This is a genomic window from Deltaproteobacteria bacterium, assembly GCA_030654105.1.
Lineage (GTDB): Bacteria > Desulfobacterota > SM23-61 > SM23-61 > SM23-61 > JAHJQK01.
The window spans coordinates 1-11,099 of sequence record JAURYC010000078.1; the positions used below are offsets into that span (position 1 = coordinate 1).

Sequence of the window (11,099 nt, forward strand, 5' to 3'; positions counted from 1 at the left end):
GGCCGATTTTCTCCCGTACCGAAGGGGGTGGAAAAGAAGGTTTTAAAGTATGGCCATAGGTGGGCTATGAGCGCAAAGAGAAGGATTATGAGAAGATGTTTTTCCTCTGGCCCATCTTTCATTTTGAAAAGCGTTACCTATACACGGACGACCCTACGGAAATAGCCATGATCTTTCCTCTTTATGTATCCTCCGTATCCTCCAAACGGGTCTCCCGGTCTGTGATCTGGCCCTTTTTTAATTACACCTATGACGAAGAAGATCACTATACCCAGTGGGACTTTCCCTGGCCCTTTCTCCAATGGGCCAAAGGAGATGACAAGTCTATTTTCCGCATCTTCCCCTTCTACGGCCATAAAAATTGGGAAGGACAAGAGAGCGGGTACGTTCTCTGGCCCTTTTATGGGTATGACCGCCAGGTAGAGGAAGGATACCAGAAAGTGCGCAACCGTTATCTTTTGCTCTCCAAGGATCAAACCGAGGTCTGGAAAAATGAGGGGAAGCGTGCCCGCATTTTGCGCATCTGGCCCCTCTTTTATTATGGCCTGCGCAAAGAAGGATCTGTGCATTTCTACTTTCCGGCATTGATCCCCATCGATGATGAAGGATTTGAACGGAACTGGGGGCCTCTCTTGCGCCTTTATGAGTACCACCGTAACCCGGCAGGAGAAAGCGAATCCAAGTTGCTCTGGGGATTTTACGTGCACCGGAAGAACGCCATGCGCGAACTTTACGAGCTGAGTTTTTTCCTCACTTATTATACCGCCGAAGATCTTTTTTATTTCTCTCTGCTCAAGGGCCTTTTAGAATACCGGGCCGAAGGGGACAAGTGCGCCCTGCGGCTGCTCTATTCACCCTGGCCGATTGAGTGGGAGTGTTCCCCAGCTTCTCAAGAAGCCATTTCTGAACCGTATGATAGAATGTCCGATAGCACGAAAGAAACCGGAGGCTGAAAGGGGTTTATCGTGGATGAGAAAATCCGCTTGACTGCCATGGTCCGCGCTGCCGGGTGAGCGGGGAAACTAAGTCCGGAGGACTTGGAGAAAGCCTTGCGTCCCCTGCCCCTGGAAAAGCACCTCAACCTTCTGGTGGGCACCGAAACCGCCGATGATGCCGGAGTCTACCAAATCTCCGAGCAGATGGCCTTGGTGCAAACGGTGGACTTCATCACCCCCATTGTGGATGATCCTTATCTCTTCGGGCAGATTGCCGCGGCCAATTCCCTGAGCGATGTTTATGCCATGGGAGGGAAACCCTTAACCGCTTTGAACGTGGTTGGTTTTCCCCGCCTCTCCCTTAACCTTTCTGTACTCACCGAGATCCTTCGGGGCGGGCTGGACAAAATCCACGAGGCGGGGGCTGTGGTCTTGGGCGGGCATACCGTTGACGACGTCGAGTTGAAATACGGGCTGGCAGTGACCGGTACGGTTCATCCCAAGAAAATTGTGACGAACAAGGGGGCGGAGAAAGGGGATGTTCTCATCTTGACCAAATCCCTGGGGACGGGAATTATTTCTACCGCCAACAAAGCAGGAATGGCCGATGCCGGATTTTTACAGCGGGCGATCGACTCCATGGTCCGCCTGAACGATATCGCCTCGGAAGCCATGAACGAATGGGGGCCCCACGCCTGCACGGATATTACGGGTTTCGGATTATTGGGGCACGCTGCGGAGATGGCCAAAGGATGTGGCCTCTCCTTCAGGTTTTTTTACTCGGACCTACCCATTCTGGCGGGGACCAAGGAGTACGCTGCCCAGGGAATGGTTCCGGGAGGGGCCTATTGCAACCAGGATCACTTTGGGCCGGAGATCTTCATCTCGGCCAAAGTTCCCGAGGCGGAGAGAATCATCCTTTTTGACCCGCAGACCTCGGGTGGTTTATTGATTGCTTTGCCCCGATCCAATGGAGAAAAACTTTTGGGGAATTTACAAGCCAAAGGAATTCAGGAGGCCTCCATCGTCGGAGAAGTAATCCAGCGGGAGAAGAACCTTATTTCCGTAGAATAAGGATTCAAAAAATCAAAGATTCAATGGGCCACGAGAACCGGCAAAACAAAATACAAAAAACACTGGAACCCTTGGCCCCTTGATCACGCCTAAGGCGTGACTGGAACCCTATGAAAGGAGTTTTTATGCCCAAAATTCAGCGAGCCATTATCAGTCTTTCGGATAAATCCGGAATTCAGGAATTCGCCAAAGAACTGCAAGCCTTCAACGTAGAAATTCTGTCCACCGGAGGGACAGCCAAAGTTTTGCGGGAGAGTGGATTAAAAATTACGGATATTTCCGAATACACTGGTTTCCCCGAGATGCTGGACGGGCGAGTCAAAACGCTTCATCCCAAAGTCCACGGAGGGCTCTTAGGAATCCGCGGGAATCCCGAGCATGTTAAAAAAATGAATGAGCATGGCATCCAACCCATCGATATGGTTGTAATCAACCTGTATCCCTTCGAAGCTACGGTGGCCAAGCCGAATTGTACGCTGGAGGAAGCCATCGAGAATATCGACATCGGCGGGCCGTCCATGCTGCGGGCCGGGGCGAAAAATTATCCCTATGTGACCGTGGTCGTGGACCCGGCGGATTACAGGCCCATTTTGGCCGAGATGAAGCAAAGCGGCGGGGTGGTGAGTAAAGAGACGAATTTCCGCCTGGCCAAGAAAGTGTACCAACTCACGGCCCGTTACGATAAAGCCATATCCGAATATCTGGAGAAAAAAGACATTCCTCACAGAGCGCGCTGAGAACGCAGAGCCATAAAAATTATCCAACGAATAGCAAAAAATCGAATTGGCTTTTTGCTTTTTTATTTTCATAATGATTTTTGAATTTATTCCCTCTGCGTTCTCTGTGCTCTCTGTGGTAAGTTTGGGAGAAAACAATGAAGGTTTTGGTCATCGGCAGTGGAGGCCGGGAACATGCCCTGGTCTGGAAAATCGCTCAGAGCCCGGCAGTGAAAAAGATTTATTGCGCACCGGGAAATGCCGGCATTGCCCAGCAAGCGGAATGTCTCCCGTTTGCGGCAGAAGATGGGCCATCGATCATCACCTGGGCTGAAAAAGAGAAAATTGACCTCACTGTCGTCGGCCCAGAAGCCCCCCTCACCATGGGCATTGTGGATGCCTTCGAAGCACGTGGGTTGCGCATATTCGGCGCCAACCAGCAGGCGGCGGAAATCGAAGGAAGCAAGGCTTTTGCCAAGTATTTAATGAAAAAATACGGCGTTCCTTCGGGTGATTTTCAGGTCTTTGATGATTATGGGGCAGCGGTCAGATACGTTAAAAAGACAGGGGTGCCCTTGGTGGTCAAAGCCGATGGCCTGGCCGCGGGGAAAGGGGTAATTTTGTGCCCAACCATGGAAGAGGCCATCGCAGCCCTTGACCTCATCATGGTCCAAAAAGCCTTCGGAGCCGCAGGAAGACAGGTGGTGGTGGAAGAGTTCCTCCAGGGAGAGGAAGCCTCTTTTCTGGCTTTCACCGATGGAGAAACGGTCCTGCCCATCCCTACTTCTCAGGATCACAAGCCCATCTTTGATCACGACCAGGGACCCAACACAGGAGGTATGGGGGCCTACTCGCCCGCACCGGTGGTGAGCGAAAAAGTGCACCGCCAAGTCATGAAGGAGATAATGATCCCTACCATACATGGAATGGCGGAAGAAGGAAGGAAATATCGGGGGGTCCTCTACGCCGGCCTGATGATCCACAATGAAAAGGCCAAGGTCTTGGAATTTAATGCCCGGTTCGGGGACCCGGAAACCCAGCCCCTGCTCATGCGCATGAAAAGTGATCTGGTTTCCGTTTTGGAAGCAACGATTGAAGGAAGTTTGTCCAACCTGAAAGTTGCATGGGATGACCGGCCAACGGTTTGCGTGGTCATGGCTGCGCAAGGTTACCCGGGGCCTTATGAAAAAGGGAAAGTAATTTCTGGTTTAGGGGAGGCCGCAAAAATTCCCGGCACTTTTGTCTTTCACGCCGGGACAGCTTTAAAAGAGGGAAAGATCGTAACGAACGGCGGAAGGGTTCTGGGAGTTACGGCCATAGGAAGCGCAATTGGAGAAGCCATCGGGTTGGCTTATGAGGCGGCGGAAATAATTTCCTGGGAAGGCGCATATTATCGGAAAGACATAGGGCAAAAAGCCTTAAAAAGAAAGGTGAAAAAGTGAAGACCCAAAAACCACTCGTGGCTATTGTCATGGGAAGCGATTCCGACCTCCCGGTCATGGAAGAGGCGGCCAGAGTTCTTGCCGAATTTCAGGTGTCCTGTGAGGTGACGGTGGCTTCGGCCCACCGTTCCCCAGAAATTACCGCAGAGTATGCCCGTAAAGCGGCAGGGCGGGGGGTAGAGGTCATCATTGCTGGTGCCGGCGGGGCGGCTCACTTGGCGGGGGTAATGGCAGCCCACACCATTCTTCCGGTCATCGGGGTCCCTTTGGAATCAGCCTTGTTGGGGATGGATTCCCTGTTTTCCACAGCCCAGATGCCTTCCGGTGTGCCCGTGGCTACCATGGCCATCGGCAAGGCCGGTGCCCGCAACGCCGGTATTTTGGCTGTCCAGATTCTATCCGGGAAGCATGCAGCGTTAAAAAAACTTTTACTACGCCATAAAGTTTCGCTGGCCGCCCAGGTGGCTGAACAGGCCGAAAAAATCAAAACGAAAAAAAATCTTTCACCACAGAGCACACAGAGAACACAGAGAAAAAACAGCAAGTAAATATCAAAATAAAATTTGTCCTTTCGTCTTTCAGGTTTAATCTCACCGCGGCATGCTCGGCGAGCTCTGGGGTGAGTGTATGCGAGGAGTAAAAGGCAGTGGAAACTCCCTGGTTAAAAAATTATGAAGATGGTGTTCCTTTTTCCTTGGTCTATCCTCGCGTTCCCCTTACGCATTTCTTGAAGCAGGCTGCTGAATCCTTCCCCCAAAACCTGTCCATGGTTTTTGCCCAAAAAAAATTTTCTTACCGGGAGCTGCAGGAAAAGGTCAACGCCCTGGCCAATGCTTTGGTCGCTTTAGGGGTGAAGAAAGGAGATCGGGTGGCCTTACTCCTGCCCAACAGCCCTCCGTACGTCATCGGTTATTATGCGATCCTGCAGGTGGGGGCCATAGTGGTAAACCTCAACCCTCTGGCCGTGGAAAGAGAACTTCTCTACTTCTTGAATCACGCCGAGGCCCGAACCGTCGTTGTTGCCGAGCCGCTCTTTTCCCGCATTGCCGGCATTGCCCCGCAAAGCTCGCTCGAGAACATCCTCGTCAGCTGTCTACGGGATTGGGGGGCCAGCCCCAAACTTTCCGGGGAGAAAAAGACTTCGATTCCTTTTGATCCCGCGCAAGGAATTTATTCTTTAGAGTTTTTGATAAGCGAGAATGCCGGAAGGGAAGCTCCCCGAGTAAATCTGCATCCAGAAGACGAGGCACTCTTGCAATACACCGGGGCAATCACGGAGGGGATCAAAGGAGTGGTCCTCACGCACGGTAACTTAGTGGCCAACACCTTACAAATTTCCAGCTGGGTGGTTAGGGCGCGGAAAGGGAAAGAGGTTTTTCTCTCCGTCCTTCCCTTCTTTCATGTCTACGGGATGGCCGTAGCCATGAACATGCCCATCTACCTGGGCTCGGCCATGATTATCTTGCCGCGGTTCGAGGTCAGGGGGGCCCTAAAGGCCATTAAACGTTTCCGCCCGACTTTCTTCCCAGGGGTTCCCCCGATGTTCGCGGCCCTCTCCCAGGAGAAAGATGCGGAGCAATACAATCTATCCTGCCTGCGGGTTTGTTACAGCGGCGGCGCCCCGTTGTCTATGGAGATTTTAGAGGATTTTGAAAAACTGACCGGGGCACGGATCACGGAGGGGTACGGATTGGCCGAAGCCTCCCCAGCTACCCACTGCAACCCCATTTTCGGCAAGCGAAAACTGGGAAGCGTGGGCCTTCCTTATCCGGACACTTTGGGGAAGATTGTAGATCTCGAGAAAGGAGAGCAGGTTCTCGGCCCAGGGGAAGTCGGGGAATTATGTATTAAACGGCCCCAGGTAATGAAAGGGTATTGGAAGATGCCGGAGGAAACAGCCAGGACTGTGCGCGATGGCTGGCTGTACACGGGGGACATTGCCCGCATGGATGAGGAAGGCTATTGCAATATTTTGGACATCAAAAAGGATATGATTATCGCCGGCGGATTCAATATTTATCCCAAGGACATCGACCAAATTTTGACCGAACATCCCCAAGTAGCTGAAGCCGTAGCGGTGGGCTTTCCGGATCGGTACCGGGGTGAGACGGTGAAAGCCTTTGTCGTCCTCAAGCCCGGCCAATCGGCCACGGAAGAGGAAATCCTCGAATTCTGCAGAAAAAACCTGGCCAAATATAAAGTCCCTACCCGTGTGGAATTTCGCCAAGTATTACCCAAATCTCCTTCCGGAAAAATTCTGAGAAGAATGCTCCGCCAGGAAGCAAGCGATGCGGAGCGGAATAAGAAGACAAAGCCATGAAGGCCCCTGTTCTTAAGGCGGATTCCAAGGGAATCGCCCGGGCAAGCCGGATCATTCTCCAGGGGGGCATCGTGGCCTTTCCCACGGAGACGTTTTACGGTTTAGGAGCGGATGCTGGGGATGTCGTGGCCTTGCAAAAAGTTTTTCAGATCAAAGGAAGGGAAGAAAATAAACCCCTGCTCCTTCTGGTGGCGGGGCGAACCTGGGTTCAGGATTTGGTGAAAAAAATATCACCCGCGGCGGAAGCCTTAATCGAAAGATTTTGGCCCGGGCCCCTCACCTTGGTTTTTGAAGCTTCAGCGCATCTTCCTCCCATCCTTACTGCCAACACCGGAAAAGTGGGCCTGAGGGCGTCCAGCCACCCCGTGACCCAGGCTTTGGTCCAGGCCGTAGGACGGGCCATTACCGGGACCAGTGCCAATCTTTCGGGTCAAGCCAGTCCTTCTTTGGCTGCGCAGGTTTCCCAGGCGCTGGGGAAAAAGGTTGACGCGATCTTAGATGGAGGGAAGACCGCCGGAGGGCTGGGCAGCACAGTGCTGGATGTCTCCGCGGTCTTGCCGAAAATCATTCGCCAGGGGGCCATTTCCCAAGAGGAATTAGCTCCCTTCCTCGAGGCAGGATAAAATTTAATTGGGCCGTACGCGAGCGAGAGAGGCGCCAGGTTTTTTCCTTGACGAATCTTTCATAGTGAAGATAAACTAATTATAATCAAATTCTGACGGCAAGTACGGGCAAAAACATTGCTCCCGTGCAGGCATCGAAGGAAGAGGGGGACAAAAAATTGGGGAAGAAATTTTGTCAAATTTCCATTATCTGTATCTGCAGCCTATGTTTTATTGCCTTAGGGGTGGCCTTCGCTCAAAAGAAAGTGGGGGGCGGGGATATAAAATTTGAAGCCAAAGGAAGCACGGGGCCGGTTCTTTTTAGCCATGAGTCACACGTGAACCAGCACAAGGCGAAATGCACCGATTGTCACACGAAAATTTTCAAGATGAAAAAGGGCGAAAGCAAAATAACCCAAGCCTCTTTCATAGAGGGTAAATTTTGCGGCGCCTGCCATAACGGCAAAAAAGCTTTCAGCGCCACGGCCGAATCTGATTGCAACAAATGTCACAAAAAATAAGCTATTGATTCAGTTCTGTAATTGACTGGCGTTGGGTGAAAGCTCAACGCCAGTTTTTTTACCGGGGGACCCATTGTCCAAGAAAGAAGAGAAGGGATTCTTCTCCTCCCTTGGGGATTCACTCTCCTCTTTAAAATTGACCATCGCCCTTCTGATCATCCTGGCGGTAGCCTCGATCTTCGGCACGGTGATCCCGCAGAATGCTTCCCCGGAAGAATATCTTCGAGTTTATAAATTCTCTACCTATAAAATATTAAAGATCCTCGGCTTCCTGGATATGTACCATACCGGTTGGTTTGTCTTCCTGCTGGCGTTGCTGAGCTTAAACTTAATCGTCTGCTCCCTGAAGCGTTTCCGGATTACTTGGAGATTTTTCTCCCCCGAGGTGCGTCTGAGTGATCGCCAATGGGAGAACCTTTCCCCGTGCCAAAAATTTTCCCAAAAAGGCCTTCCGGCTCAGTGCTTTTCCCAATGCCGGGAGGCCCTCTCAGGAGTTTTTAGCCTGCCCAAGATCGTTGAAGTCTCCGGAGCTTACCACCTCTTGGCCGAAAAAGGAAGATTTTCCCGTCTGGGGGTTTATTTTATCCACTTCAGTGTTCTGCTCATCTTGGCCGGAGCCTTGATTGGTTCCTTTTATGGGTTTCGGGGGAATGTGAACATTGTGGAGGGACAAGCGGCAGACCAGGTTGTCCTTCGCAGCGGCCAACAGGCTCGGTTCCCCGGGTTCAGCGTGCAACTGGAAAAGTTCAGTGTCTCCTTCTATCCCACGGGTGCCCCCAAAGAATTCAAAAGCATTCTGACCATTATGGAAAAAGGTCGAAAAATCCTTACCGAGCCCATCCTGGTCAATCATCCATTGACCTACAAAGGGATCACTTTCTACCAGTCGAGTTATGGCGTGGCCGGCGTGGCCAAAGCGATTCTGGCCGTTAAAGACCGGCAATCGGGAAAGGAAATCTCCATCGCGGCCCAGATGGGCAACCGGACAGAGGTTCAGGGGGGTTCCAGCTTTTTCTTCCTGGACCGTTTTCTTCCGGACCTACAGGGAATGGGGCCTGCCTTGCAGATCATCTTCTCCGAACCCAACCGGCCTCAACAAAATTTTTGGGTTTTCCAGAACCACCCGGAGTTTGAGGACCAAAGGCCCGGGCGGTACCGCCTAACGATCAAAGAAATTGAGCCCAGGTATTATTCCGGCCTCCAGGTAACCAAAGATCCGGGCGTCGGGGTGGTTTGGGCCGGCTGCTTGATTATGATCACAGGGTTCTACATGACTTTTTTTATGTCCCATCGCCGGATATGGGTGAGGTTGACGGAAAAAGAGGGCGGAACACTGGTGGCAATTGCCGGATCCAGCGACCGGGACCGCACCGGGTTCGAGGAAGAATTCGAAAAAATTGCCCAAGCCTTGAGGGAGACTCAGAGGGCGCAGGAGGATTATAAAGAAAGAGAGGGCCGATCATGATCAGCACCAAGATGTTTAGCAGCGTAACTTTTTTATATCTGGCCGGCACGGTGCTTTATTTCAATTTCTTAGCCTTCCGATCAGAGCAACTGGGAAAAGTTGCTACCGCACTATCCTGGGCAACCTTGTTGATTCACACTGCGGCTATCCTTTGGCGCTGGGTGGAATCTTACCAATTGGGGATGGGCCACGCCCCCCTTTCCAATATGTACGAGTCATTGGTCTTTTTCTCCTGGTGCATCGCCTTGCTCTACCTTCTTTGGGAAAGGAAAATGAAATCGAGAATCATCGGAGCTTTTGCTATGCCCTTTGCTTTTCTTTTCATCGCTTATGCTTCCCTGGCCCCGGGTGTCTCTGACCGGATCGATCCTCTGATCCCTGCGCTGCAGAGCAACTGGCTCCATGCCCATGTTATCACCTGCTTCCTCAGCTATGCCTCTTTCGCCCTTTCCTGCGGCGTGAGCATCATGTACCTGCTAAAAATTAGAAAAAAAGAGAAAGGGAAGAAGGAAACTGGATGGATCTCTTTGTTCCCCCCATTAGAATCTTTAGATGCCTTAGTCTATAAAACCATCGCCGTGGGTTTCCCCCTGCTCACTATTGGAATCATTACCGGAGCGGCCTGGGCCAACTATGCCTGGGGGTCCTACTGGAGCTGGGACCCCAAAGAGACCTGGTCGCTGATTACCTGGTTTGTATACGCGATCTTCCTCCACGCCCGCTTTGCTCGCGAATGGCGGGGGAAGCGTACGGCGGTTATTTCGGTCATTGGTTTTGCCGCGGTTATTTTTACCTACTTTGGGGTGAATTATGTCCTTTCGGGATTGCACAGTTATGCTTGAGCTTCGCCAGAACGTCGTTACCCTACCTAAAACATATCGCCCATTGCCTATCGCCATTTTTTTGGAGGTGTTACCATGGATAGAAAGATCAAGATCAAAGCTGGGAATGTGGAAGCAGATGCGGGGTTGAACGATTCCCCGGCAGCCCAAAAAATCTGGGAGGCTCTCCCCATAGAAGCCAGGGCCAATACCTGGGGTGACGAAATTTATTTTGCCATCCCCGTGAAAGCCCCCCTGGAAAAAACGGCCCAGGAACTGGTGCAAGTGGGCGACCTGGGTTACTGGCCTACGGGCAACGCCTTCTGTATCTTCTTTGGCCCCACGCCCATGAGCCGGGGGGATGAAGTGCGTCCGGCGAGTGCCGTCAATGTCATCGGAAAGGTTGCGGGAGACGCCAAAGTTTTTAAAAAGGTCCCATCTGGGGCCAAAGTACGAATCGAAAAGAGGGAAGAATAGCCCTTGCTTTTCGTTCCCTTTTTGTTAAAATAAATAAAAGGGAGTTGGGGGAATGCCTATTTTTGAATACCATTGTCGGAGCTGCGAGGACGATTTTGAAAAGATTGTCTTCAATGCCAATACCGAGGTTAAGTGCCCCCGTTGCCAGAGCAAGAAGGTGAGCAAAAAAGTTTCATCTTTCAGCTTCAAGAGCGGGTCCAAGGGTGGGTCGGCATCAAAATCCGGGGGATGCAGCAGCTGTTCCAGCCATCATTGCAGTACCTGCCATTAATCTCCTGTGGCCTTTTCAGGCCAGGCAAGCCATGGAGCGAATCAGCAAAGCGATCAAAAAAACTTTTTTCGCCGGATTGGTGGTGGTGGTTCCCATCGTCATCACGGCTGCGGCTTTAATCTGGCTGTTTCGTTTGCTCGATGGCTTTTTGAGCCCGATCCTGCACCAGTTGCTGGGCAGGGAAGTCGCCGGCCTGGGCATCCTGATCGAAATCGTGCTCATTTTTTTGGTCGGCCTTCTGGCCACCAACGTTTTGGGGTCGCGGCTGTTGAAGTTTATTCAGGATCTGTTGATACGCATCCCGGTGGTGAAAAACATCTACCCGACGATCCGCCAGCTTGTGGAGGCTTTCTCCCCAAACAAGGAATCCTCTTTCAGAAAAGTAGTCCTGGTAGAGTATCCCCAGAAAGGCACTTTTTCCCTGGGCTTTTTGACCAGTGAAGTCTCTATGAACC

12 protein-coding genes and 1 pseudogene are annotated in these 11,099 nt (G+C 51.7%); all 13 read left to right on the forward strand.

Annotation, left to right across the window (positions count from 1 at the left end; genetic code table 11):
• Window positions 1–59: 59 nt before the first annotated feature.
• Window positions 60–953, forward strand: a complete 894-nt coding sequence (locus tag Q7V48_02965) for a hypothetical protein (protein MDO9209698.1) — start codon at window positions 60–62, stop codon at window positions 951–953.
• Between the two features lie 39 nt (window positions 954–992).
• Window positions 993–2,009 carry a selenide, water dikinase SelD gene (selD, locus tag Q7V48_02970; protein MDO9209699.1) on the forward strand — a complete coding sequence of 339 codons (1,017 nt, stop codon included), beginning with the start codon at window positions 993–995 and terminating at the stop codon, window positions 2,007–2,009.
• Between the two features lie 125 nt (window positions 2,010–2,134).
• Window positions 2,135–2,713: pseudogene (gene purH, locus Q7V48_02975) on the forward strand (bifunctional phosphoribosylaminoimidazolecarboxamide formyltransferase/IMP cyclohydrolase).
• Between the two features lie 170 nt (window positions 2,714–2,883).
• Window positions 2,884–4,167: a phosphoribosylamine--glycine ligase gene (gene purD, locus Q7V48_02980; GenBank protein ID MDO9209700.1), complete on the forward strand. Its 1,284-nt coding sequence runs from the start codon at window positions 2,884–2,886 to the stop codon at window positions 4,165–4,167.
• Between the two features lie 29 nt (window positions 4,168–4,196).
• Window positions 4,197–4,715, forward strand: a complete 519-nt coding sequence (gene purE, locus Q7V48_02985) for a 5-(carboxyamino)imidazole ribonucleotide mutase (GenBank protein ID MDO9209701.1) — start codon at window positions 4,197–4,199, stop codon at window positions 4,713–4,715.
• Between the two features lie 98 nt (window positions 4,716–4,813).
• Window positions 4,814–6,487 (forward strand): long-chain fatty acid--CoA ligase, encoded by a 1,674-nt coding sequence (locus Q7V48_02990; GenBank protein ID MDO9209702.1) that lies wholly within the window; start codon window positions 4,814–4,816, stop codon window positions 6,485–6,487.
• Complete coding sequence (locus Q7V48_02995; GenBank protein MDO9209703.1) at window positions 6,484–7,110, forward strand: L-threonylcarbamoyladenylate synthase; 627 nt, start codon at window positions 6,484–6,486, stop codon at window positions 7,108–7,110. Before Q7V48_02990 ends, Q7V48_02995 begins: the two co-directional genes overlap by 4 nt.
• A 158-nt stretch (window positions 7,111–7,268) precedes the next feature.
• The gene (locus tag Q7V48_03000; GenBank protein MDO9209704.1) at window positions 7,269–7,610 is read left to right on the forward strand and encodes a cytochrome c3 family protein; all 342 of its coding nucleotides are present in this window, start codon (window positions 7,269–7,271) and stop codon (window positions 7,608–7,610) included.
• A 73-nt stretch (window positions 7,611–7,683) separates the two neighbouring features.
• Window positions 7,684–9,075 carry a cytochrome c biogenesis protein ResB gene (locus Q7V48_03005; GenBank protein ID MDO9209705.1) on the forward strand — a complete coding sequence of 464 codons (1,392 nt, stop codon included), beginning with the start codon at window positions 7,684–7,686 and terminating at the stop codon, window positions 9,073–9,075.
• Window positions 9,072–9,917, forward strand: coding sequence for a c-type cytochrome biogenesis protein CcsB (ccsB, locus tag Q7V48_03010; GenBank protein MDO9209706.1), 846 nt, complete (start codon window positions 9,072–9,074; stop codon window positions 9,915–9,917). The genes Q7V48_03005 and ccsB overlap by 4 nt, the downstream gene beginning before the upstream one ends.
• A 75-nt stretch (window positions 9,918–9,992) precedes the next feature.
• The gene (locus Q7V48_03015) at window positions 9,993–10,373 is read left to right on the forward strand and encodes a cyclophilin-like fold protein (protein ID MDO9209707.1); all 381 of its coding nucleotides are present in this window, start codon (window positions 9,993–9,995) and stop codon (window positions 10,371–10,373) included.
• 52 nt (window positions 10,374–10,425) lie between these two features.
• Window positions 10,426–10,644 carry a zinc ribbon domain-containing protein gene (locus Q7V48_03020; protein ID MDO9209708.1) on the forward strand — a complete coding sequence of 73 codons (219 nt, stop codon included), beginning with the start codon at window positions 10,426–10,428 and terminating at the stop codon, window positions 10,642–10,644.
• A partial coding sequence (locus tag Q7V48_03025; protein ID MDO9209709.1) for a DUF502 domain-containing protein occupies window positions 10,577–11,099 on the forward strand: 523 nt, incomplete at its 3' end. The genes Q7V48_03020 and Q7V48_03025, both read left to right, overlap by 68 nt.